This window comes from Streptomyces sp. NPDC030143, from assembly GCF_055573695.1.
In genome coordinates, this window is the sequence record NZ_JBVIAY010000019.1 from 95,147 (window position 1) to 119,774 (window position 24,628).

Here is a 24,628-nt window from a genome sequence, read left to right on the forward strand (position 1 = left end):
GAGACCGGACGACATCGTGGTCCTGCTCGACGAAACCGGCGCCTGACGTTCGCCGGAACCCGGGCCATGGCTTGCCAGGGGTCGAGGGGCCGCGTACGCCCCGGTCGTGACGTGGAGCGCCCCGGCCTCCGTGGTCGTCCGGGCCGGGACCCGGCCGAGTCGGCGGGGCGCGGTGGGTGCCGGTCACTCCCTCCCCCCTGCCCTGCACGGACACCTCACAGATCAGGACCTGCGGCTGCCGTGTCCGTGCGCCCCGGTCTACAGCTGGACCGAAGGATCGACCGCCCTCACCACATGGCCGCCCGCAGGCCCGCCACCGCATTTCCAGACCGCGGTGTCGCGGACGTAATCCACGTGCAGACCGAAGGTGTGGAGGCCACAGACGGGCCAGACCGTCGAGTAATAATCCATGACGAATTCCTGCACCCCTTCCGCCACGACGCCCAGAACCTCCGCCCAATCCGGCGTCGCGACTTCCGTGGACTTGAAGCGGACTACTCCGACCGGCCCGAAATCCGGGTCGCGGAAATAATTGACGTAGTCAAACTCACCTCCGGTGATCCTTTTCCCTGTTTCATCGAAGACGGACTTCTCGATCACCTCGAAGGCTGATCTCGCCATGGAGAAGGTCCGCTCGGTCCAGAGTTCGCAGAATTCACCCTCGGACATTTCCCCGGATTGTGCATGCACCTCGGCCATCCAGGTCAGCACCTCCTCCGGGACGGACTCTCCTTGCCGCCAGACAGCTTGCAGCATCCTGTCCCGCCAGTCCGGGAAATTCGACATCTTCGCCAGCCCTCCGATGGGACTCACCTTCACTCATTGAAAGTTCGGCCCACAAAATAACATATCGCCGGAAGGGATTCCCTCCGGCGATATGTTATTTCATGTGATCACGTGGATCGAACCGGGGATCCTCAGGTGAACAGTGCGTAGATGCTCAGCCTCGGATTCCTCACGCAAATGTTCTGAACAGTGACGGTGCCGGCCCATTCGACATTGTCCGTCCAGTCGAACCATGTCGTGATGCCCATGACACTGTACTTCCCCCGCTCGGCCTCCGATCTGCCTCTCCCGTTGGGAACCCCCCAGGAGCCGTGGAAGAAGTAGTCACCCGCCTCGGCGTGGCCGTAGCTCTGGTTTCTCACGATCTCCTTGCCGGGAATGGTGATACTGAACACCAGTTTCACGGCGCCGTACTTCTTCCATACGCTCTTCAGCTTCAGGCGCCAGGCGAGACTGCACTTGGAACGCCCCGTGCAGGACCGCCTGAGATAGAGCGTGTAGTTCTTCGTCGCCTTCTGCTGATCGCGATAGTTCAGTCGACTGCCGGTGGTGTCCAGTTGCGAGATCGGATCGGCGGGGTAGACGTAGGCGTTGGCGTTGCCGCCGTAGACCGGGTCGGCCTGGAGGAAGCGGCCGGTGGTCGGGTCGTAGACGCGGACACCCATCAGGGTGTACCCGGCCAGGCCGTCGGTGGCGCGCTGGTAGGCGCCCAGGGATCCGTACTGTGCCGCGGCGGCTGTGACGTCCAGCGGGTTGCCGTACTCGTCAAAGCGTTGGACCGTGGCGGTGCTGCTCCCCAGATCCAGCTGGACGGAGATGTCACCGTGCAGGTTGGCCAGTTGGAGCACCGCGTCGCCGGTGGCGCTGGTGGTGACGGCCAGCCCGCCGGAGAGGTCGGAGACGTTGCGCCTGACGGTGGGAGCGGAGCCCGCCTGGGTGGTCACCGCCCACGAACTGGTGTCGCAGCCACAGCTGTAGTGGTTCACCGTGGTGCTCGTGGTCGACCACGTGGCGCCGCTGTCACTGGTGGTCGCGGCGGTCGAGGAGGCCAGCCGGCCGGCGGCGTCCAGGTCGAAGGTTTTGCGGCCGGCGCCGAGGGTCTCCGAGGCGACCAGGTCGTTGGTGTAGTAGGTGAGGCCGGTGTTGCCGCTGGTGGTGGTGCGGCCGAAGGCGTCGTAGGCGTAGCCGGAGTTCACCAGGCGGTCGACCGTGTCGTACGTGGACGACGTGGTGGCCGTGGTGGTGTCGGCGGTGCTGCTGTCGCAGTCGTCCGAACTCGCGGTCAGGGCCGTACGGTTGTTGTTCGCGTCGAAGGTGTAGGCGCGGGTGGTGCAGCCGTTGGCCGTGGTGTCGGCGGCCTTGGTGAGTCTGCCCTTGCCGTCGTAGGTGTAGTCGGCCTGGGTGGTGGTTCCGTCGGTCTGGGTGTGACCGGCCTGCTTCTCGTTGATCGTGTAGGTCGCGGCATCCGACAGCACGACGACGCCTGCGGAGTCCGTGTAGGTCACCAAGGTCTGGTTGCCCACCGTGTCGTAGGTCGTGGCCATGGTGTAGCCGCCGGGAAGGGACTGACCGATGAGAGCGCCGTCGGCGTCGTAGGCGGTGGCGGTGGCCGTACCGGCGACGGAGTCGGTGGCGGACAGGACCCGGCCGGTGGTGCCGTCGTAGGCGTAGGTGGAGGTGGAGGGCACCGAGTCGGACATCCTGACCACGCGGTCGAGGAGGTTGTACGCCGAGGTGGTGGTGTTGCCCGTGCCGTCGTTGTACGACGTCTGGCGCCCCAGGGCGTCATAGCCGTACGTGACGGTCTGGCCGTTCGACGTCTGGGTGGCGAGCTGTCCGGTGGTCGCGTCGTAGGTGTACGTGGTGGCGGGGGTGGCCTTGCCGGTGCCGCCGGTGACCGCCGTCTTCGTCGTGCGTCCGACGGCGTCCACCGTGTTGGTGGCCGTGCGGGTCACGCCGTTGGCGGTCTCCGTCTGGGTGGCGATCCGGCCCCAGCGGTCATAGGTGTACACGGTGGTCACCGACTGGGCGGGGTTGGCCCCGCCGCCGGTGATGGCGGCCGCGGGCGTGATCCGGCACAGCAGCCCGTCCCACTCGACGGAGGCACAGGCGCCGGTGGCGGCCGCGTCGTAGTACGTGTACCGCAGCGTGCCCGCGTCCGAGCCGGAAGAGCGGACGGTCCGGGTGCTGGCGACCTGGCCCGCGTCGTCGTACGACGTCACCAGGAAACCGGGCTCGGCGCCTTCGGTGGCCTTCACCTGGCCGGTCGACCAGTCATAGGTCGTGGTGACCGTGGTGGTGTCGGCGTCAGTGGCGTAGCCCAAGATGGCGGCGCCGGAGACCGTGGAGGTGACCAGGTCGGACACCGGCGCATCGCTGGGCCGGTTCTCGTCGTAGGTGTACGAGGTGTGGGCGCGAGCGGGGATCACGGTGCCGGCGGCCAGGGTGGACTCGGTCGTGGTGCCGGTGAGTTGCTTGGTGAGCGTGATCTCGTGCAGCGGACCGTACTCGTCGGTCAGGCGCTTCCCGTCGGAGGAGTACTCGGAGATCGAGCTGAGGAGCTGGGCACGTTCGGCCGTCGACAGGTTGGCCAGGCCCAGGGCCGTCAGCTGGTCGGAGCTGCTGCTCAGTGCCAGCTCACGGTTGCCGGCGGTGAGTTCGGAGACGATGTTGCCGGTCTCGTCGTACTCGGTCGCGGTGATCGAGCCACCCGGGCTCGCGCTGTTGATCTCCTGCCCGTTGGCGTTGATGTAGGTGATGGTGGCCCGGTCGTAGGCGGCGGCCGTCAGAGCGCTGCCGGTGTGGGAGGCGGGGACCGAGTTGGCCGGGAAGACGGCGGTCGCGTCGGTGGGTGCCTCGTCCTGCGCCCAGGTGGCGACGGTCGTGGCGTCCAACTGGTACGGCGCGGCCGTGCCGGAGAGCGGCACGTCGTAGACGACCGAGGTGGCCGCCGTACCGGACGTGGTGCTCGCGGAGCCCTCGGCCAGACCCGGACGGGAGGCCTTGAGCAGCATGCCCGCGCCTGCGGTCAGCGCGGAGCCGGCCGTGCCGTAGGTGAACGTCCAGGGCAGTTGACCCGGCTGGGTGAAGGTGACGACGCGGCCGTTGGTGTCGTAGGTGTACTCCTTCTTCAGCGCGGGGCTGATCCGGGGGTCCCAGACCTGGCGCAGCTGGCCGGAGGCGTTGTAGGCGTAGGAGGCGACCGTCTCGGCGGTTGAGGCGGAGGCGCCGGGGGTGGTGGCCCACAGCTTCACCGACGCGACCTGGTTCAGGTAGTCGCCGAGCGCGCTGGAGGTGGCGGTGGTGGCCGTCGCGTAGACGTACTCCAGGACGCGGCAGCCCTTGGTGGCCGGGGTGGCCTGGCAGGTGGCCGCGGTGACCGCGCCGGTCGGCGATATCACGTACTTCGGACGGGCCAGCGTCTTGCCGCCGACCGTGACCGTCTCCGAGGCGACGGTGACGGTGGTGTCGTCGACGGCGGTCGCGGAGGAGGCGAGCGTCCAGGTCGTCGCGGCGGCGGCCGCCTTGGTGAACACCGTGGTGTTCGCGCCGGTGTCGGTGAGCGTGAAGGACGTCCCGGACAGGGTGCCCGTCAGGGTCAGCGTCTCGGCGCCGGTCTCCGGCTGCCAGCCACCCGCGCTGTTGGCGGCGAAGGCGACCGAGCTGCCGTCCGAGGACAGCAGTTCCACGGACGTGTCGGAGGTCTTGCGCAGTTGCGTGTAGTCGCTGCCGGACGCGGTGACCGAGGAGGTCCAGCCGGGTCCGAAGACCGGCGCCTGACCCTCGGTGTCGGTGCTGTTGGCACGCGAGGAGTACGTCCGGTCCACACTCGCCGAGAAGGCGGAGGCGTCGCCGGCCGACAGGGTGTAGTCACCGGTCAGCTGGTTCACGTTGCCCGGACCGACCTGGGCGGTGGGTGCGGTGCCCGCGTCACGGTCGAGGGTGACCTCCGCGGTCTGGGAGTAGCCGGTGGTGGTGCCGTTGGTGAAGGCGGCCCGCAGCTGGATGACGCCGTCCTCGGTGAGGCTGTTGACGGTGTTCCACACGAGCTTGGTGGCGGTGCCGCCGCTGACGGCGACGGGCCAGGCGGACACGGCGGCGCCGGCGGCGGTCACGTCACCGACCGGTACGGTGCGCCAGGAGTCGGTCTCGCCGCGGCGGTACTGCCAGGTCACACCGGTGTAGGAGGTGAGGCCCCTGGCGGCGAGGGTCAGCCGGCGGGCGGTGTCGTCGCCGTCCTGCGGCGAGAGGATCGCGGCCCCGTCGGCACCGACACCGAAGCTGTAGGCGGTGGTCGCCGTCGAGAGGTTGCCGCCGGAGTCGATGGTGCGCGCGTACAGCGTGTGCCAGCCGTTGGCCGGGTTGATGCCGACCGTCTGCGCGTCGCCGCCGCTGCCGTCCGTCGTGTCCAGCTTCGTGTTCGGCAGCGAGGAGTCGTCCAGGCCCCACTGGAAGCCGGCTCCGTCGGTGGCGGCGGTGTCGAGGGTGCAGTTCACGGCGGCGGAGGCCTTGGCGGTCCAGCCGTTCTGCGTGTACGTGTCGCAGGTGACGGTCGGCGCGGCCGGCTTGGCCGTGTTCAGCACGAACGTCGTGTAACCGGACCAGGCGCCGAAGTCGGTGCCGTCGTAGGCGCGGGCCCGGTAGCGCAGATGACTGCCGGCCGGGAACGCGGACGCCGTCGGGATGGCGAGGGTCGAGGTGCTGCCCGAGGCCACCGTCGTGCCGTAGGCCGTGTACGCGTACGTGGTGTCCGCGTAGGCCGGGTCGGCGGTTATCTCGTACTGCGCCTGCGTTTTGGACCCGTCCGGATCGGTCACCTTCGACGACAGGGTCGGAGTGAGGGAGGTGACGTACCGCTTGCCGTTGTAGGAGTTGACCTGTGACGGGGCGATGGCCGTCGAACCGGGCACCGCGGGGTAGGAGTTGTAGGTGACGGTCAGGTGGGGCTCGGTGGAGCCGTCACCGGAGACGTAGTTGGCGGAGCGGAAGCGGCGCCAGGTGGTGGAGTCGGTCTCCGAGGCACCCGCGATCCGCACGCCCTGGTTGGTGGCACCGTCCGCCCATGCCTGCACGATGGCGTCGATGTCGAAGTTCATGGTGCCGGCCGGGCAGGACGTGTTGTACCCGAGCGCGGCCTTGTTGATGACGGCGCCGGTGGTCGTGGTGGCGGGCTGGACCGCCCAGGTGATGTCGGCCGACGTCCACGTCCCGGTGATCCGCCGTACCTCCGTGCCCGCGCCGGTGGTGTCGCAGGTCGAGGAGTAGTACGAGTACAGGGCGAGGTTCGTGTCGGTGATGTGCTTGCCCTTGAAGGGGGCGACATCGAACTTCATGTAGGAGCGGGCCTTGGTGGTCCCCGCGTCGTACGTACCCGACTTCAGCTCCTCGGAGGAGACCTGCGAGTCGGTGTAGTTGGTGGCCACCCAGGTGTCCGTGGTCACGGCGAGGGTGGTGGTCGGATCGACGGTGACCGGATAGACCAGCTCGTGGGTGGTGAAGTAGCCGGCGTCCGGGGTCAGGACGAGCGTCTGCGACCCGTCCTTCGCCGTCTCGACCTTCGACGCGATCCTGGCCTGATGCTTCGACTCACCGGACTTGCGGTCCTTGGAGGAGTCCCACATCATCGGCGCGGGCGCCTCCGCGACCAGCTTCCCCGCCGAGTCCTTCAGCAGGAGGTGACCGGAGGCGGCCACGGACAGCACAAGTCCCTTGAGCCGCATCGGAATCCGGTACTCCAGCGGACCGGTGGGCGCCTTGTCCAGGATCACGTTCTGGCTGAAACCCTGCGACAGCGCCGTGACCGTCAGCTTCTGCCCGTCACCCAGCGCGTAGGAGGCGGTGTCGTCCTTCACCGACGGTGTCGGCAGCTTCGACTTCCAGCCCATCCCGAACGACCGCGCGCCCTTGGTCACCGACGCCAGCGCGGTGTCCCCGCCGTCGGAGAGGGCGATGTCCGCCGCCGCCACCTCCGGCTCCAGCGACGCCCCCGCGTCCGACAGCGAGGTGTCGATGTTCCGCCAGGTGCCGTCGACCTTCTGCCGGATCGGCGCCACATACGTCGACGTCTGCATCTGCCCGTTCGGCAGCGCATACGTCGTCGAACTGGCCGAACGCTCCGACAGCACCTCGATCTTCCGGCCCTGCATCCGCGCCATCAACAACGCCGCAGCAGCCGAATCCGCCGACGACGCGGCCGACTTGGCGGCCGGCGACGTCACCTTCGCGGTGGCGAAGTCCGCGGCCGCGAAGGCCTGCCCGGTGCCCAGCGACACCAGCACCGTCTCGGCCGCCAGCACGACGGCGACCCCCAGCGCGGTCCGCCTGCGCGAGCCGGCAAACGCCGGCCTCCCCCGCTTTTTCGAGTGAGGGATCCCTCTCCCGGTAAGCCTCAAAGTACATCCCTGTGTTCAACCCGTCACGCAGAGTGCGTGACTTATGCGTAATTACACAGGAGAATTTGTGAAGCATATATGGCTGAATTCTTGCCGTTACCGGAAGGTAGCCCGAACGCGCCGCAGGCGGTCTTGACGGCTGCGGCCACCCCCTCCCGCCGGGCGTCCGGGTGAGGTGTCGACCGGTTCGTTTCGTCGGCGTATGCGCTTACACCGGGCAAAACGCCTGCCAGCGCATGTGTCGCCACCCTGGTTGCGATTGGGGTAGTTGTGATGGGGTTGTTATATCGAAATACCGCTGATAGGGGCCTTGTCGCCCGCGCGGCCCTTGTCGCCCGCGGGACTCGAAGGGGGCTACGGCGATCCCCACGCCCCGAGCAGCATCGTCCTGCCGCCGTTGCCCGGGCGGGCTGCCCAAGCCCTCGAGCTGGTCCAGGGTCAGCGGCCCGGGCACCGGCGCCGTCGTCATCGCCGACCGCTCCTCGGCCAGGACCTTCTACTCCCTGTGGGGCGCCATCGGCGGCGTCGGCGTCATCACCGGCGACCCCGACACCTACGGCCGCGTCTACGTCGGCACCGACGGACGCGGCCTGCCGTACGGCGCCCCGTCCCGACCCCGAGCGGGGCCGCAGGCACTACCGCCCGCGGCCCCGCCATGGCAGAGGTACCTCGTGGACCTGTCAAGCCGGCCCTGCGCGGCGCCGGGTGACGGGCTACGGGCTACGGGCTACGGGCTACGGGCTACGGGCTACGGGCTACGGGCTACGGGCTACGGGCTACGGGAGCGTGGTCCACTTCTGGTTGCTCTGGCCGTTGCAGCTCCACAGGATGACCGGGGTCCCGTTGGCGGAGCCGGCCTCCTTGGCGTCGAGGCACAGCCCGGCGCGGACGTTGCGGACCGACCCGTCGGAGCCGATCGTCCACTTCTGGTTGTCCTGGCCGTTGCAAGGCCAGATGACGACCGGCGTGCCATTGGTGGTGCCCTGGCCGGAGGCGTCCAGGCACTTGTCCCCGTAGACGCGGATCTCGCCTCCGGCCCAGCTGGTCCAGAGCTGGTTGGCGGCGGTGTGGCAGTCCCACAGCAGTGTCTTCGACCCGGCCGCGGTGGCGGCGCCGTCCACGTCCAGGCAGCGGCCGGAGCCGGTACCGCGCAGGCGGGCGGTGGTGGAGGCCAGCGGGCTTCCGCCGGTCATCTTGAACACGGCGACACCGTGTGCCGGGACGCTCGCGGAGATCTGCCCGGAGGTGCTCGACGTGCCGCCGGTCCACAGGTCGGTGAGGGTGAACGACCCTCCGGTCAGGCCGACCTGGGCGGCCGTGGCCGAGATCGTCGTGGTGCTGCTCCCCCGGTTGAACAGGCCCACGGCGACCGAGCCGTCGGACAGGCGCTTGGCGAACACCTCGGTGTCGCCGTCGTCGCGCACCCGGCGACCGCCCGCGCCCAGCGAGTCCTGGTTCACCGCCAGCAGACGCGGGTTGCGCAGGATCGCGCTCACGTCGGCGGACATGGTGCGGATGTCGTTGCCCGCGATGAGCGGGGCGCCCATCAGCGCCCACAGCGCGAAGTGGGAGCGGGACTCGGTCAGTGACAGACCGGGGCGGCCGACGACGAGCATGTCGGGGTCGTTCCAGTGTCCCGGGCCCGACTGGGCCGCCAGTGGCGCGGTGATGTCCAGGACGTTGCCGACGCCCATGGGGTAGCTGTTGGTGTTTCCGTTCTGCCAGATGTCGAGCAGGTCCTCCGTCGTCCGCCACAGGTCGGCGACCTGTCCCCAGTCGTAGGTGGCGCCGGTGGGGGCGTGGAAGCTGTTGGGGTTGATGCTGTAGACGATGGGACGGCCGGTGGCGCGCAGGGCGTCGCGCATGGTCGTGAACTGCGCGATCTGCTCGCTGAGGGTGCCGCTGCCGGAGCACCAGTCGTACTTGAGGTAGTCCACGCCCCAGGAGGCGAACGTGTTGGCGTCCTGGGCCTCGTGGCCCTTGCTGCCGGTGGAGCCGGGGTAGGTGCCCACGCCCTGGGCGCACGTCTTCTCGTTGGGCGCCTGGTAGATGCCGAACTTCAGGCCCTTGCTGTGGATGTAGTCCCCGAGGGCCTTCATCCCGCTGGGGAACTTGGTCGGATTGGACCGCAGGTTGCCCGCCGCGTCGCGCTGGGGGTCGAACCAGCAGTCGTCGACGACGACGTACTGGTAGCCCGCGGCCTTCATGCCCGAGGACGACATGGCGTCGGCGGCCTCGCGGACCTGCGCCTCGGTGATCCCGCACCCGAAGCTGTTCCAGCTGTTCCAGCCGAGCGGCGGGGTGAGCGCGGGGCTGCCCGGCGCGGCCTGGGCGGTGGTGCCGGCGGAGGCGGTGACGCAGGCGCTGAGCGTCAGTGCGGTGGTCGTGAGGAGACGCAGGAGGCGTCTGTGCACGGGGACCATGGGTAAGGGGTTCCTTCCTGGCCCGCACAGCGGAAGCCGCTGTGCGGGCCTTGTGTATACGGGCAGGAGCGCGTGACCAGGTGTCGCGGGTCAGCGCTTCGGGGTGAGCAGGCCCGGCCCCCTTGAGTGAGCGGTTCCGGTCGGCCTCGTCGGAGGCCGTCCGGACTGTCGATGCGCCACGACCCGACCTTGGCGGTCGCCCCGTCGAACGACTATGTTCGTCATTTCGAACAATGGTCGAAGTGGTGCGCAAGGGAGTGGGGAGGGCGATCACAATCTGCTTCCGGCGGGCGTCAGTTCCGCTGTGCCGATGGAGGAACCGGTGGCAGAGGTGGCGGCCGTGGCCCCGGCTGCTTGCAGGAGACGCCGTCTGCTGACGGGGGAAGGCATCTCGCACCTTTCGGCGGGGAAAGGTGACTGCTCGGTCTTCGGTGCGTTCGCTCACAGGTCACCGCTGCCGATGTTCTTCGGGATCCGAACCCCCGGAAAGGGCGCAGATCCCGGAGCGGGGTCATCCGGCGGTCAGAGTGGTCCACTTCTGGTTGGAGCCGCCGTTGCAGTCCCACAGGTGGAGCTGCGTGGCGTCGGCCGTGGAGGAGCCCGGAACGTCGAGGCAGCGGCCCGAAGCGGGGTTGCGGTAGCCGCCGTTGTAGGGCTGCCAGACCTGGTTGGCGCCGCCGTGACAGGACCAGAGCTGCACCTTGGTTCCGTTCGCGGTGCCCCAGCCGGCGGCGTCGAGGCACTTGCCCATGGAGCGCAGCGTGCCGTCGGTGTAGGCGGACCACAACTGGTTGGCACCGCCGCCACAGCTCCACGTCTGGACGGCGGTCCCGTCGGCTGTGGCGGCGCCTTTGACGTCCATGCACTTGCCGGCGATGCCGGACTGTACGCGTGCGGGGGCGGGGGCGGGGTTCTTCAGCCATCCGGCGCTGTCCGCGGCCCGGACGCCGCGGTGGAAGGCGTCGGCCATCTTCTGGTAGCCCGAGTCGTTGGGGTGCAGGGGGTCGGCCAGGTCGGCCGTGGTCAGACTGCTCATGTCGACGTGGGCGACGTGTTTGCCCGCCGCTTGTGCGTCGCTGACGATCTGGCGGGTGGCCTGGTTGTACGCGCCCCGGAACCGTTCCTCCGAGCTGCTGGTGGACACGACCAGGGAGGCGACGAGGACGGTTGCGTCGGGGACGTCGGCGGTGATCTGGTTGACCAGCGACTTCAGCCGGGCGATGGCGGTGTTGACCTCGGAGGCCCCCTGGAGGTCGTTGGTGCCGATATGCAGCGTGACGACATTGGGCCGGTAGCGGGTGAGCGAGGCGTCGGCGAGTGCGGCGATCTGGTCGATGCGGTACCCCGAGTGACCCTCGTTGTCGGGATCGGACATCGAACCGGCCCGCCCGGTGCCTACGAAGTCCAGCGGGTGGCCGTCCGCAGCGAGTCTGTCCCACAACGGCGCCCGGTAGCCGTTGCCCGTGCTGCTTCCCACACCCCAGGTTATCGAGTCGCCCAACGGCATGACCCGCAAAGGCGTGTCGGAGGCGGCGGAGGCAGGGGTCACACCTGCCGCCGTCAGCCCGAGCACGGCGGAGACAAGCGTGACCAGGGGTAGGATCCGGGACTTTTTCATGGAGTTCCTTCCTTTCTGCGAGTGATTGCTGTTCAGCGGGGCTGATCGCCGCCGCCCGGCGGGCATCAGGGCGCGGTGCGTCACGGCGATCCGCTCGGCGTGCGGATCGCCGGACACGAGGGCGCCGCGTCGGCCGTTGCCGCTGAGGAAGGCGGTCTCCCACCGGGTGGCCGGGTGCGGCCGTCAGTCAGGTGCCGTGGACGGTGAGGACGACGCCGATGCCGCTGTCGCGCGTCAGGCGGGCTCCCCGTACTGCACGCCGCGTCCGTTGGTGGCGACATAGACCCGTCCGTACACGCGGGGATCGCCGGTGATGGCGGCTCCGGTCCAGCCCCACTGGTGACGGTCGTCGTTGATCCGTGTCCAGGTCTTCGCCTCGTCGTCGGAGCGGTATACGGCGGTGATGGTGTCCGTGGCGCCGACCATGTAGAGCGCCGGGTAGGAAGCGCCCCTGGCGGCCTTGCCGAAGCCCAGGGTGTGTGAGGCGTGGCAGCTGCTGACCTTGGTGAAGGTCGCGCCGCCGTCGGTCGAGCGGAAGAGCCCGTTGCCCTTGAGGCTGAGCCACAGGTCGCCGGTGCGGCCGGGTGCCGCGACCAGCTGGAACTCGGTGTCGCCCGAGCTGAGGCCGGTGGCCCGCGCGGTGAAGGTCTGGCCGCTGTCGGTGCTGGCGAAGAGTGTGCCGGTGGTGGTGTCGAAGGCGTAGCAGCGGGTGGGGTCGAGGGGGTCGGCGACGGGTGCCGCTCCCCTGGGGAAGGTGGGGATCTCGGTCCAGGTGGCGCCGTTGTCGATCGAGCGGTGAGCGGGGTTGGCGGTGCCGAAGGACCAGAGCAGCACGCTGGCGTCGGCGTTGGTGGCGATCGGACCGGGTGCGCTCTTGGCGGGATCCGGTTGGGTCTCGAAGGGGGTCCAGGTCTTGCCGCCGTCGTGGGAGGAGGCGCCGTTGCCGTGGTCGCCCCAGCCGGCCCGGACCACGTAGGAGGGTTCGGCGGTGGCGAGGGACAGGCCGGTGCTGGTGCCGAAGACGGGGTTGGAGGCCATGCCGCTTGAGGGTGAGGCCGTGAGCCGTTCGTGGTACATCACGCCGATGTCGCCGGAGCCGCTGAGCAGGTGGGCCTGTCCGGTGGGGGGCGAGATCAGCTGGCGTACGGACGCCTCTTCCACACCGCGGATCTGGGGGGCGAAGTGCTTGAGGTCGCGGGTGCCGTAGAGGGTGGCGCCGGTGCCGTGGACGACGTGCCGGGAGTCGAACGGGTCCAGTCCGACGGCCTGGATCCACCAGCCGAACTTCGGCTTGTCGGCACCCCACTTGAGGTAAGGCGTCTCAGACACGTCGAGCACGGCCGTGTCCTTCAGGGACGTCCAGGTGCGGCCACCGTCGGTGGTCCGGTACAGGGTGTCCACCAGCGACCAGCGGTTGTTGGTGGAGACGACGAGCGTGCCCGGGCGGCGGGCGTCGACGGCGACACCGCCGTAGCCGAAGGAGTCAGCGGAGCCGTCGGCCGTCGTGCCCCCCGGCTTCACCGGGGTGACCTCGGTCCACTTCCCGCTCGTCGTGCGCAGCTTGTGCACACTGCCGTCGGACTGCCCGTTCGGGCCGGGGGCGTTGGCGTACGTCACGTACAGCTCGCGCGTGTGCCGGTCGTAGGCGGCCCGGATCGGGACCTTGGCGGCGGTGCCGGTCGGCTGCCCCGGGACGGCCTCCCAGGTGACGCCGTCGGACGTGCGGTAGAGGTTCGCGGAGGTGCCGTCGGAGTCGCCCCAGCCGGCGTAGACACTGCGGCCCACGGCGACCAGGAGCGTGACGCCCTGGCCGGTGGCGCTCGGGGTGGCCGGGAAGCTCACGGCCTGCCAGTGGGCGCCCCGGTCGGTGGACTTGAGCAGCCCGTCGTGCCGGGTGCCCAGCCACAAGGTGTCGCTGTCGCACGGGTCGACGAGGAGGCGCTCCCCGCAGCCCCGGCCGTCCTCGTTGGCCCCGAGCTTCACGCTGAGATCGGTGCGCTTCCAGGTCGCACCGCGGTCCTCCGAGCGGAGCACGGCCCCGTTTCCGGCCCAGGGCTGCGTGTACGCACCCAGGGACAGGTATACGCGGTTCGGATGCACCGGGTCGACGGCCATGGCCTCCACGCCGAGCAGGTTCCAGTCGTCCCAGCCGAGGTGGTCGGTCAGCGGGATCCACCGGTCGGTCCGGTCGTCCCACCGGTAGGCACCGCCGATGTCGGTCCGCAGGTAGGCCAGCCCGCGCACGGAGGGATGGAACAGCACCCCGGTGATGAACCCCGTACCGCCCTGGACCACGTTGCGCCAACGGTATCCACTCTTCGCGGGAGTGGCGGCGGCCTGCGCACGTCCCTGGCCGAGCGGCAGGGAGACGGCCGCGGCTGCGGCAGCGGTCCCGGCGAGTACGGCTCTTCTGCTGATGTGGGGCGTGCGCATGACATACCTCTTTCTTGTGCGAAGGAGACGGAAAGAGCGACGCCCCTGAGGGGCGCGGGGACCTTGCCGGTGCAGTCGGCCGCCGAGCCTTCTCCGACGGAAGGTCCGGCTGTGCCACATCGCCGGCAATGCGCGTCGGGAGCAGCTTGTCGGCGGCCTTGCTGCCCTAGGGCCGCTCGCGCGCTCCACTGTCCGACCTGCCCGAGGCGGTGAGCGGCGACATCCCACCGGCCACCGCTGCGGTGGCGAACGCCGTGGAGGCGAGGAAGCCTCTCCGGCATGGTCCGGAGCAGGCGGAGACGGCATTCGGCGTCATCGCGTCAACCCTTCATGGCGCGCCAGGACACCCGGCGCAGGGCCGTCGGCTGCGGTGTCGTGACTGGAACTGGCTGAGCTGAAAGCAGACATCCCATTACTGCGACGTGATGCACAGTCGAAGCGCTTCGATGTTGCTGCGAGGTTAAGTGAAGGCACGAGGGCGCACAAGGGTCGCTTCCAAGATGCCTCCGGGGTACAACAAAGGGGTCCGCGCGCTTTGTCAACGCGGCGAGGCCGATCTCTTGACACTGCCCCGGACCTCTGACGAGCATCGAAGCGCTTCACTCTTCTTCTCGAGTCCATCTCAGGGGAATCCCATGCGCCTGCCCACGCGCCGCACACAGCACCGTCGTTGCGCGGTCGCAACGACCGTTCCGGAAGCACATCGACAACCTTCCGTCGCGGCTCCGCCTCGACGAGAAGATGGGATCTGAGCCGGCTCCCGCCCGCCGTCGATCGCCTGAGCGTCGACGGGTCACACGCCGGCCAGGAGCCCGGCACGGCTCGCCCGGAGGGGCCAGGCAACCGTCTGGCCCAGGCGGTCGGGTCGGCGAGGCGATCTCCAAGCCGGTTGGGCAGACAGCGTGTTCACTTCACCGTCGCCGCGACGCAGTGCGGCGACCCGGGCTTTCGTCAGGGCGGGTGACCCTCGCCCGTACCCGCGAGGCCTGATGTCAGAGCCTGGAGCGACCCACCGCCGGACCAGGCCGATCCCGCTGGTCGGCATCCAGTCGAAGCCGTTCACCGCAGCACGCGGGCCTGTCGAAGCGCTTCACCACCCGGTCTTCGTCCCGGCCGTGCTGGATTCCAGAAAGGACAGCGTCATGTCCCCGAAGTCCAAGAAGAGAAGCGTCAAGGATGTACTCGTAGCCCTGCTGATGGCGGTCTCGCCGCTGATCGCGGCGCTCGTCCTGACCGGCGCCTCGGCCACCACCGCGTCGGCCGCGTCGCTGAAGGAGGTGACCAACTTCGGCAGCAACCCCGGCAACCTGCGGATGTACGTCTACAAGCCCGACAGCGCTCCGGCACGCCCGGCGGTGCTGGTGGCGGTGCACTACTGCACCGGCACGGGGCCCGCCTTCTACTCCAACACGGAGTTCGCCCGCCTCGCCGACCAGCACGGGTTCATCGTCGTCTACCCGGACGCGAACGTCAGCGGGCAGTGCTTCGACGTCTCCTCGCCCCAGGCGCTCAAGCACGACGGGGGCAGTGACCCCACGAGCATCGCCCAGATGGTCCGGTACACCCTGCAGAACATGAACGCCGACGCCGGCCGGGTCTACGTCACGGGCGCCTCGTCCGGCGCGATGACGACCAATGTCATGCTCGGCTCCTACCCCGACCTGTTCAAGGCCGGTGCGGCGTTCTCGGGCGTGCCGTTCGGCTGTTTCGCCACCACCGACGGCTCCGGCTGGAACAGCGCCTGCGCCACCGGCAAGATCAGCAAGACCCCGCAGGAGTGGGGCGACCTCGTCCGGAACGCCTACCCGGGGTACACCGGCCCCCGGCCGAGGATGCAGCTGTGGCACGGCACCGAGGACGACGCGCTGTACTACGCGAACTTCGGTGAAGAGATCAAGCAGTGGACGAACGTGCTGGGAGTGAGCCAGACCCCGGTCTTCACCGACTCCCCGCAGTCCAACTGGACCCGCACCCGCTACGGCTCCGCCGGCACGCAGGCACCGGTCGAGGCGAACAGCTTCCAGGGGGTCGGGCACAGCCTGCCCGAAAGCGGTATGGCGGCCCGGGCCATCGCCTTCTTCGGACTCGACGGCTCGGGAGGTTCCGGCGGCACCACCACGGGTCCTCTCCACGCCACCGGTTCCGGCAAGTGCCTGGACGTACCCGGCTTTTCGCAGACCAATGGCGCCCAGACGCAGATCTGGGACTGCAACGGCCAGACGAACCAGTCCTGGACCAGTACGCCGGCCAAGCAGCTCACCGTCTACGGCGGCGCGAAGTGCCTCGACGCGACCGGCACCGCGGCCGGCGCGAAAGTCGCGATCTGGGACTGCAACGGCGGCACCCACCAGCAGTGGAACCTCAACTCCAACGGCACCATCACCGGCGTCCAGTCAGGGCTGTGCCTGGATGTGGCCGGCGCCTCCACCGCCAACGGCGCACCGGTCAAACTGTGGGACTGCAACGGCGGCAGCAACCAGCAGTGGCGCCTCGGCTGACACCACCGCCCCAAGGCTGAGAGGCTTCCGCGCTTGCCTCTGCCGCGCCGACGGCCACCTCCGCACACTCGCTGACCAACTCTCGGGCACCCGTGCCTTCGACCTCGACCCGGTCGGCCGCGCCACCGTCGTCACCGCTGACGGCCGGTTCCCCGCCCGGGTCACGAGGCCACCGGCCACCGGACGTACGAGGGCCGACCCGGTCGGCCGCGCCACCGTCGTCACCGCTGACGGCCGGTTTCCCGCCCGGGTCACAAGGCCACCGGCCACCGGCCACCGGACGTACGAGGGCACCGCCCTCACTCGCGCCGGAAACGTCCGCTGTGCATATGACCCCTTGGCCGGGTGACTCTGCGCCAGAGGACCCGCCTGTCCCGCAAGGCGGACACGTGGCGTTTCACACGGGACACCGAAGGGCGCATGACCTCCGTCGTCACCCTCGCGGGACGCGGTGGCGGCACCGTTACGACGCGCTGGGCCGCCGCACTGCCGAGCAGCGCCTCGCCGCCCACGGCAAGACGACCGTTGAGGAGGATTGTCCACACGTGGGACGGTGCGGCACCGTGCGAACAGACCACGGTGTCTCAGGACATGCCCCCCTCCGGTGGCCCTCACGTGGGATCACCGCGGCCTGGCGCCGCTGGCTCGGACCGAGCGTATCCTCAGGACTCACGAATCGCCCGCTGCGAAGAGGCTCACGGCATACCGCTCGGCACCGGAGTCACCAGCCCCCGCCCCGACGCCGTCACCGTCGTGCCGCGCGCGGGCCACGCTCCTGTTCTGCACCGACGGACTGGTCGAGTCCCTTCACCACTTCCATCGATCACGGCCTTGACCGGTTGCGCCGACCCCCGGCCCCCCTCGCGCACCGCTCCCTGGACTCCTTCTGCGACTTGCTGCCGGACCAGGTCCGCCCGAGCGACAACGACGCCGCCGTGAGGTCAGTGACCGTTTCGCGCCCCTGCACGAAGGCTCACAGGGCCTCGAGCGTCGAACGAGCGTCACGGGCATTCCCCATCCGCACTCCCTTTTCGGAAGAAGGCGGGTAGGGGCCGGCTTCGTCGCGTGTGGCCGGCCCACGGTCGACAAGTGCGGCCAGAAGAGGAAGTACCGCTGAAGTCCGCGCGCCCTCCTGGTGGAGGTGGTGCGCGAGGCGAGGGACCGGGCCGCTCACGGGGGTGGGGTCACCAGCGAGCTCCACCTGAGCACCACGGCCAAACTGACGCCGCATGTCGGAGGTCGGGCCCCGCCCTCGACCACGGCTGCCGATTCAGGGCCCGCCGCGAGCGACAGCTCGTGGGTGACCAGCGGCAGCCCGGCTGACCACGGAACCGTTGCCCAACGAGCCTCTCCGGTCACTTCGGACACACCGGATCTCGCCTCCTCCTCGCCTCCTCCTGGCCCGTTCCTCTCTCCCGGTCTGTTTCAGGACCGTTCCCGGACCCCGTTGACAACGGCTGCCACTCCCTTCCATCATCATTCCACTAATCGAGTAGTGGAATGATGATGGAAGGGAGTGGTGGCCGTGGAGTACCGCATCGACAGGCGGAGCGGGGTCCCCGCCTTCCAGCAGATCGTGCAGCAGACCAAGCAGGCCCTGCGGCTGGGCGTACTGGTGCCGGGCGACCGGCTGCCCACCGCCAAGGAGGTCTCCGAGACGAGCGCGGTCAACCCGAACACCACCCTCAAGGCGTACCGCGAGCTGGAGCGCGAGGGCCTGGTCGAACCACGACCGGGCCAGGGCACCTTCGTACGCCGCACGCTGGGCCGCCCCGAGACGGGCACCGACTCTCCGCTGTACGGGGAGCTGGTGGCGTGGATGTCGAAGGCGGCCGGGGCCGGTCTGGAGCAGGAGGACGTGGCCGCGCTGGTCGCGTCGGCGCTGGAGAAGCAGTACGCCCCCGGGACCACGGCGGTCACGGGGGCCACGACAACGAGGAGCACAGGTGAGTGACGCCATGTATGCGGGGGATCCGGCGCTCGAGGCGCACGGACTGGGGATGCGCTACCGGCGGGGCTGGGCCCTGCGGAACTGCACCTTCCGGCTTCCGGCGGGCAGGATCTGCGGGCTGGTCGGCCCCAACGGGGCGGGCAAGACCACGCTGCTGAACATCGCGGCCCATGTCCTGAAGCCGACGCAGGGCTCGCTCAGTCTGTTCGGCGAGGCGCCGGGCTCGGTGGAGTCCGGTCGGCGTACGGCCTTCCTCGCGCAGGAGAAGCCGCTGTTCCGTCGCTTCACCGTGGCGGAGACCCTGCGGCTGGGGCGGGAGCTGAACCCCGGCTGGGACCAGCGCGCCGCCGAGGACATCGTCCGCGCGGGCAACGTGCCCTTCGACGCGAAGATCGGCACCCTCTCCGGTGGCCAGCGCACCCGCGTCGCCGTCGCCCTCGCCTTCGGCAAGCGCCCCGACCTGCTGCTGCTCGACGAGCCGATGTCGGACCTCGATCCGGTCGTGCGCCACGAACTCATGGGCACCCTCCTCGCCGAGGCCGGCGAGCGCGGCACCACCGTGCTGATGTCCACCCACGTCCTCGCCGAACTGGACAACGTGTGCGACTTCCTCGTCGTCGTCTCCGGCGGCGGAGTGCGCCTCGCCGGCGACGTGGACGACCTGATGACCGTGCACGCCGTGGTCACCGGGGTCAGGGAGGGCGAGAGCCTGCCCGCCGCCCTCGGTTACCACACCCTCGTCGAGTCCCGGAGCAGCGGACGGCAGTTCACCGCGCTGATCCGCCCGGAGGGCCCGGTCACCGGCCCCTGGGAGGTGACCGCCCCGAGCATGGAGGAACTCCTGCTCGCCTATCTCCGCTCACCCGACGCACCACCGCTGATCACCCCCACCGCCCAGGTCCAGGGCCAGGCGTTCGGCACCGGGACGGTGGCGGCATGAGCACCTTCGCCCGCCCCTCGACCGACGGCAAGAACAGGACAGCGAACCGGACGATGAACGGCACGATGAACGCGACCACGAACGGACCCAGGCACGGGGCCAGGAACGCCACCACCACGCAGGCCACCCGGCGCCCCCGCCTGAGCGGTATGACCTGGCTGGTCTGGCGCCAGCACCGGGCCGCGTTCTGGACCATGATCGCCGCCACCGTGCTCTGCGTGGCTTGGATGGTCTACCAGCGCGCCCAGATGATGGACTTCCTCGACGCCTACGGCTTTCCCGCCAAGAACCTCGACAACGCGGAAAAGGAGTTCGCGCCGTACATCGGCGCGTTCACTTCCGTCACCACCGGTCTCACGGCGATACCCGTCATCCTCGGTGTCCTCCTCGGCGCCCCGCTGCTCGCGGGCGACCTGGAGAGCGGCACGGCCAAGCTGATCGCCGCCCAGTCCGTGAGCCGCAACCGCTGGCTCGTCACAAAGCTGGCGCTGACCGGGCTGGTGGTGACGGTGACCACGGTCACGCTGTCGGCTGTGTTCGCCTGGTGGTGGAACCCCATCAAGCCCCATTACGCGGACATCGACTGGACCTCCAGGGAGTTCTTCAACACCACGGGCCCGGTGCCCGTCGCCCTCTCCCTCCTCTCCGTGTTCGGCGGGGTGCTGATCGGTGTGATCCTGCGCCGCACGCTGGTGGCCATGGTCGTGACCCTCGGTTTCGCCGTCGCCCTCCAGACGGTCTGGGGCTACTTCAAGCTGTCGCTCGGCGACATCGTCACAGTCACCAGCAAGCCTGCCAGCCCGGGCGGCATATTCACATTTCCGGAGGTGCCCCGCACCGCGGCCCAGCTCGACACCTCTTATGTCACCGGCAGCGGAAAACTGCTCGACTTGAACACCTGCACGGATGCGCCGACGGCTGAGGCGACTGAGCTGTGCATGAAGAAAGCGGACATCGTCGGCTCGTCGATCGATTACATCCCCATATCGCAGATGAGCAGCATGCAGTGGTTCGGGGCGTCGATTCTGTTCGCCCTGACGGCCGGCATCGTGGCGTTCCTCTTCATCTGGGGACGCAAGCGGCTCGTCTGAGGAGCCGGTCGTGCCCCCACAGGGGCACTCGCTCTTCACCATCCCACCGGAGGAGGCGAGCGGGTGAGGCTTCGACGCCCCCTGCTCGCCTCCGCGGCCCTCACCGCGGCCCCGGCACCCCGGTGACGACCCCGTCGGACAGTCCGTGAACGCGCTGTCCGCCTCCTCCGCCGCCCCCTTCGTGATCGCCGCCGGCAACGAGGGTCCCGCCGCCGGCACCGTCGGATCGCCGGGCAGTACCGCCGCCTCGCTCACCATGGGCGCGGTGGTCCGCATCGACGCGATGGCCGACCTCAGGGCCTGTTCGCCCAGCCGCAGCCGTGACCGCCCGGCGACATCGCGGCCAGTCCGCACCCTTCCGAGAGTGCGAGACAGACTTCACCTCACGTACCGCCCTCTCGGACATGGTCCGGCAGTCCTATGGCCCGGAATCATCCATGTTCGCCCGACGCCTTCACCGACCGACTCTGCCGCCCACCTCGACGGCAGCTCGTTCTGCCCGGTTCTGGCCGGCGTGCGCCGGGGGCTACGCAGATGCGTCCGACCCCGTTGGGCGAGACGGCGTCCCGGACCTTGATGTGCGGCAGTCCGTCCCAGCACTTTCCGTTGAACATGAAGCAGCGCTTGTCCTTTCCTTTGCTGAGCTTTTCGTCGTTGGGCGCGAATTTTCAGTCCGTGGTTGTCGTAGAACCACTGCCGCGCTGTGGCCGACCCACACGACCTGATCACCGCCGTCCGGCGAAACTTTCGTCAGCGTCAGTACCGCCACGACGTCCTCGGCGGCTACCTCACCGGAACTGGGCTGGCGCTCAGCCCACCATGCCGACATCACTCTTTCAAGCCAGTAGTTGACTTGAATAGCACAGGACTCTTCACTCCGACCGACCACTCGGTATCCAGAAGCCAGCCGAACGCGCATTGACTTTACAAGTCACCGAATTGACGATGATGTATCGCGCTCATCGATCCCTTACGGCAACAAGGAGATCAGGTGAAACGTCGTCACACCTTCATGGCAACCGGCGCCGCCGGTGCACTGATCCTGGGTGGCGTTGCCATCGCCACCCTGCCCGCATCGGCAGCCACCACCGGCTGCTCGGTCGCGTACAAGGTGCAGAGCGAATGGCCGGGAGGGTTCAACGCGAACCTGGCCATCACAAATCTCGGCTCCCCCGTACGAGGGTGGACCGTGACGTTCGACTTCCCGCACTCCGACCAGAAGGTCAGCAACGGCTGGAGTGCCACGTGGACACAGTCCGGAACCCGCGTGTCCGCTGCCAGCCTCGACTGGAACGGGGCGCTGGATACGGGCAGTTCGGCTTCCATCGGGTTCACCGGTGCGTGGAAGGGCGCCAATCCGGAACCCGCATCGGTTGCGCTCAACGGCGTGACCTGTACCGGCTCGGTGACCTCCCCGTCCCCCAGTCCCACCACCACTCCGACCAGCGGCCCCAGTGGTCCGGCCCCGGAGCTGAAGGTCTCCGGCAACAAGATCGTCACCGCTGGCGGCAAGCCGTACCGGCTGCTGGGCGTGGACCGCTCCAGCGGTGAATACGCTTGTGTGCAGGGCAAGGGGCTGTGGGACGGCGGCCCGGTCGACCAGGCTTCCGTCGACGCGATGAAGACCTGGAACATCCACGCGGTACGCCTGCCGTTGAACGAGGAATGCTGGCTCGGCATCAACGGCTCGCCCAAGGGAACCACTTACCAGCAGGGCGTCAGAGACTACGTCGACCTGCTGGTGGCCAATGGCATCACGCCGATCCTCGACCTGCACTGGACGCGGGGCGCCTATACCGATGGGCCGGACTGGCACTGCAAGGACACCACCGCGACGTGCCAGAAACCGATGCCGGACGCGCAGTACGCCCCCCAGTTCTGGACCGGTGTCGCCAACGCCTTCAAGGGCAATGACGCCGTCGTCTTCGATCTGTTCAACGAGCCCTACCCGGAGATCGCCGCCGACTGGGACAAGACCGTCGGCTGGCGGTGCTGGCGAGACGGCGGTACCTGCACGGGCCTTCCGTATGAGACGGCCGGCATGCAGGACCTGGTCGACGCGGTCCGGGCCACCGGCGCCACCAACATCCTCATGCTGGGTGGCCTGGAGTGGGCCAACGACATGCGCGAGTGGCTGACGCACATGCCGACCGACCCGCTGAACAACATCGCCGCGTCATGGCATGCGTACAGCTTCAACGCCTGTGCGACCGCCTCCTGCTGGGACAGTCAGGTCGCGCCGCTCGCACAAGAGGTGCCGGTCGTCATCGGTGAGTTCGGCCAGGACAACTGCGGCTTCGACTACATGCAGCGGTTGGTGGACTGGGCTGACGCCCACAGCATCGGTTATCTCGCGTGGACCTGGAACCCGTGGGGCTGCGGCACCGGTGGCGTGCTCATCAAGGACTGGGCAGGCACCCCGGAGCCCGGCATCGGCGAGGGTCTGAAAGCTCACCTGATCAGCCAAGACCCCTACACGACCCGGTAACCGCCACCCAACGGCTGCCCAGTGCGTACGACGCCGCCCCGGCCGGATGTCCCACGGCACAACTCGGCCCGGGCGGCTTTCGACAACCAGAAGTGTGAGTGTCACGAGGGGCTCCAACGCCTCCTGCTCGGTCCGCGGCGGCTCCGATCGCCCGTGAAATCGGACGCCGTTCGAGCGGGTGTGCTGCCCGGCCTGCGTATCGGGACCACGCGTGCACCGCTGCCGCGGCCGCTCGGGGCGGCTTTCTCCCGTGCGAGGAGATCGACCGCGGCGGCATGGACCTGGAGTCGTTCTTCCAGGTACGCCGTGGTCCCCCGGTACCCGGAGGTCACGGCCGGCCGGCGATCGACCCGCCCTGTCTGATCCGAGACGACCGCGTCACGCTCCGCCGGAATCAGCGTCGAACGGGCGTCAGGACATTTCCCGAACCCCGCCCCTGACGGAGTGGAGGCAGAGCGTTCTCGACCCGCGCTCCGCTGCGAAACCGCAGGTGAGACGTGTGGCAGGAACCTGCATCATGCTCCACGCGGTGGGCCTGCGGAAACATGTCGGCACGACCCGCCCGCAACCTGGGGAACCAGAAGAACAGCAGGTCAGACGCCTTTTGCTGCGGGCTCAAGAATCGCCACGCACTCCACATGCGAGGTCATCGGAAACAGATCGAACGCCCTCAACGTCCGCACCCGATACCCCCCGTCCCGGAAGTACCCCAGATCCCGGGCCAGCGCCGCCGGGTCGCACGCCACGTACGCGATCCTCCGCGCCCCCAGCGACACGAGGTGTTCCACCGTCCTGCGGCCCGCCCCCGCCCGCGGCGGGTCCAGGACGATCAGGTCGACCTCCGTGATCCCGGTGCGCGGGAGCACGCTCTCGACCTTGCCCTGCTCGATGCGGACCCGCTCGAAGTCGGCGAGGTTGTGGCGGGCGTCCTCGACGGCCCGCTTGCCGGACTCGATGCCGAGGACCGCGCCCTTCTCGCCGAGGCGGTCGGCGAGGGCGCCCGCGAAGAGGCCGACGCCGCAGTACAGGTCCAGGGCCGTCTCGCCCTTGCGCGGCAGGAGGCCCTGCATGACGGCGGTGACCAGGGTGTCCGCCGCCTTCGGGTGGACCTGCCAGAAGCCGCCGCTGCCGACGCGGTGGGTACGGCCGTCCGCGCGCTCGCGGACGAAGGGGCGGCCGTGGACGCGGTGGACGCCGCCGTCCTTCTCCTCGACGCGCATGACGGACACGGGCCGATCCAGTTCGACGATCGGCAGGCGGGCGCCCGGGCGCGGCGTGAGGATGACCTGCCGGTCCTGCGATCCCGTCGCGGCGATCGCCTCGACGGAGGCCATGCCGCTCCAGTCGCGCTTCTCGATACCCAGCTCGCTGACGCCCTCCGCCGCGATCATGCAGTGGTCGATCGCCTCGACCTCGTGCGAACGGTGCCTGCGCAGACCGGCGAGGCCGGTCACCGGGTCCACGGCGTACTGCACGCGCGTGCGCCACTGCGGCACCTGGCCCGCCGGGAGCTTGTCGCCCTCGGCCGGTACGACCGTGCCGTCCCAGCCGGCCTCCTCGGGGGTGAGGCCCGCGAGCCGCTGGAGCTGCTCGGCGATCACCTCGCCCTTCATCCGGCGCTGGGCGCCCGGCTTGGCGTGCTGCCAGTCGCAGCCGCCGCAGCGGCCGGGGCCGGAGAAGGGGCACGGGGGCTCGACGCGGTCCTTGGACGCGGAGAGGATCTCCACCGCGTCCGCCCGCAGGAAGCGGGCGCCTTCCTCGCCGTCGGTCACCCGGGCCACGACCCGCTCACCCGGCAGCGCGTGCCGGACGAAGAGCACCTGGCCCGAATCGGTGCGCGCGATGCAGTGGCCGCCGTGGGCGACGGGGCCGATCTCGACCTCGTACTCCGCCCCCACCAGCGTCTTGTCGGATTCTTCCTGCATGGTGGGGTGACTCCAGGTGCGAGTGGGGGATCGGCGGTGAGAAACACGGCCGGACGACAGCCCACCAGTCTACGTGGGTGCCG

General features: G+C 69.2%; 12 protein-coding genes. 5 read left to right on the plus strand and 7 right to left on the minus strand.

Going from position 1 to position 24,628, the window contains the following annotated elements; all coding sequences use genetic code 11:
• Positions 1-258 precede the first annotated feature (258 nt).
• The 6 genes from ACZ4YY_RS28120 to ACZ4YY_RS28145 form a co-directional block, all read right to left on the minus strand.
• Positions 259-813, minus strand: a complete 555-nt coding sequence (locus ACZ4YY_RS28120; protein WP_468296111.1) for a hypothetical protein — start codon at positions 811-813, stop codon at positions 259-261.
• 104 nt (positions 814-917) lie between these two features.
• Positions 918-7,082: a DNRLRE domain-containing protein gene (locus ACZ4YY_RS28125; protein WP_468296115.1), complete on the minus strand. Its 6,165-nt coding sequence runs from the start codon at positions 7,080-7,082 to the stop codon at positions 918-920.
• A gap of 872 nt (positions 7,083-7,954) precedes the next feature.
• The gene (locus ACZ4YY_RS28130; protein WP_468296119.1) at positions 7,955-9,601 is read right to left on the minus strand and encodes a glycoside hydrolase family 27 protein; all 1,647 of its coding nucleotides are present in this window, start codon (positions 9,599-9,601) and stop codon (positions 7,955-7,957) included.
• 270 nt (positions 9,602-9,871) lie between these two features.
• Positions 9,872-9,991 (minus strand): twin-arginine translocation signal domain-containing protein, encoded by a 120-nt coding sequence (locus ACZ4YY_RS28135; protein ID WP_468296123.1) that lies wholly within the window; start codon positions 9,989-9,991, stop codon positions 9,872-9,874.
• A gap of 121 nt (positions 9,992-10,112) precedes the next feature.
• Positions 10,113-11,219, minus strand: a complete 1,107-nt coding sequence (locus tag ACZ4YY_RS28140; RefSeq protein ID WP_468296126.1) for a ricin-type beta-trefoil lectin domain protein — start codon at positions 11,217-11,219, stop codon at positions 10,113-10,115.
• A 234-nt stretch (positions 11,220-11,453) separates the two neighbouring features.
• Entirely contained in the window at positions 11,454-13,652 is a 2,199-nt protein-coding gene (locus ACZ4YY_RS28145; protein ID WP_468296129.1) for a WD40/YVTN/BNR-like repeat-containing protein, read from the minus strand.
• Between the two features lie 1,142 nt (positions 13,653-14,794).
• Between ACZ4YY_RS28145 and ACZ4YY_RS28150 the strand changes: the two genes are divergently transcribed.
• The 5 genes from ACZ4YY_RS28150 to ACZ4YY_RS28170 all read left to right on the plus strand — a co-directional run bounded on the left by ACZ4YY_RS28150 (position 14,795) and on the right by ACZ4YY_RS28170 (position 22,620).
• Positions 14,795-16,150 (plus strand): extracellular catalytic domain type 1 short-chain-length polyhydroxyalkanoate depolymerase, encoded by a 1,356-nt coding sequence (locus ACZ4YY_RS28150; protein ID WP_468296132.1) that lies wholly within the window; start codon positions 14,795-14,797, stop codon positions 16,148-16,150.
• A gap of 1,525 nt (positions 16,151-17,675) precedes the next feature.
• Entirely contained in the window at positions 17,676-18,104 is a 429-nt protein-coding gene (locus ACZ4YY_RS28155) for a GntR family transcriptional regulator (protein ID WP_468296137.1), read from the plus strand.
• 4 nt (positions 18,105-18,108) lie between these two features.
• Positions 18,109-19,041, plus strand: a complete 933-nt coding sequence (locus ACZ4YY_RS28160; RefSeq protein ID WP_468296251.1) for an ABC transporter ATP-binding protein — start codon at positions 18,109-18,111, stop codon at positions 19,039-19,041.
• The gene (locus tag ACZ4YY_RS28165) at positions 19,038-20,132 is read left to right on the plus strand and encodes an ABC-2 transporter permease (RefSeq protein WP_468296140.1); all 1,095 of its coding nucleotides are present in this window, start codon (positions 19,038-19,040) and stop codon (positions 20,130-20,132) included. Before ACZ4YY_RS28160 ends, ACZ4YY_RS28165 begins: the two co-directional genes overlap by 4 nt.
• A gap of 1,012 nt (positions 20,133-21,144) precedes the next feature.
• A complete protein-coding gene (locus tag ACZ4YY_RS28170) occupies positions 21,145-22,620 on the plus strand; it encodes a cellulase family glycosylhydrolase (RefSeq protein WP_468296256.1) in 1,476 nt (491 codons plus the stop codon).
• A 593-nt stretch (positions 22,621-23,213) separates the two neighbouring features.
• Here ACZ4YY_RS28170 and ACZ4YY_RS28175 read toward each other — a convergent pair.
• The gene (locus tag ACZ4YY_RS28175) at positions 23,214-24,545 is read right to left on the minus strand and encodes a class I SAM-dependent RNA methyltransferase (RefSeq protein ID WP_468296143.1); all 1,332 of its coding nucleotides are present in this window, start codon (positions 24,543-24,545) and stop codon (positions 23,214-23,216) included.
• Positions 24,546-24,628 lie beyond the last annotated feature (83 nt).

Bases quoted from the DNA above. Each gene is read 5' to 3' on its own strand.
- ACZ4YY_RS28130 (WP_468296119.1), bottom strand. From the start codon at position 9,601: ATGGTCCCCGTGCACAGACGCCTCCTGCGTCTCCTCACGACCACCGCA.
- ACZ4YY_RS28135 (WP_468296123.1), bottom strand. From the start codon at position 9,991: ATGCCTTCCCCCGTCAGCAGACGGCGTCTCCTGCAAGCAGCCGGGGCC.
- ACZ4YY_RS28140 (WP_468296126.1), bottom strand. From the start codon at position 11,219: ATGAAAAAGTCCCGGATCCTACCCCTGGTCACGCTTGTCTCCGCCGTG.
- ACZ4YY_RS28145 (WP_468296129.1), bottom strand. From the start codon at position 13,652: ATGCGCACGCCCCACATCAGCAGAAGAGCCGTACTCGCCGGGACCGCT.
- ACZ4YY_RS28150 (WP_468296132.1), top strand. From the start codon at position 14,795: ATGTCCCCGAAGTCCAAGAAGAGAAGCGTCAAGGATGTACTCGTAGCC.
- ACZ4YY_RS28160 (WP_468296251.1), top strand. From the start codon at position 18,109: ATGTATGCGGGGGATCCGGCGCTCGAGGCGCACGGACTGGGGATGCGC.
- ACZ4YY_RS28165 (WP_468296140.1), top strand. From the start codon at position 19,038: ATGAGCACCTTCGCCCGCCCCTCGACCGACGGCAAGAACAGGACAGCG.
- ACZ4YY_RS28170 (WP_468296256.1), top strand. From the start codon at position 21,145: ATGGCAACCGGCGCCGCCGGTGCACTGATCCTGGGTGGCGTTGCCATC.
- ACZ4YY_RS28175 (WP_468296143.1), bottom strand. From the start codon at position 24,545: ATGCAGGAAGAATCCGACAAGACGCTGGTGGGGGCGGAGTACGAGGTC.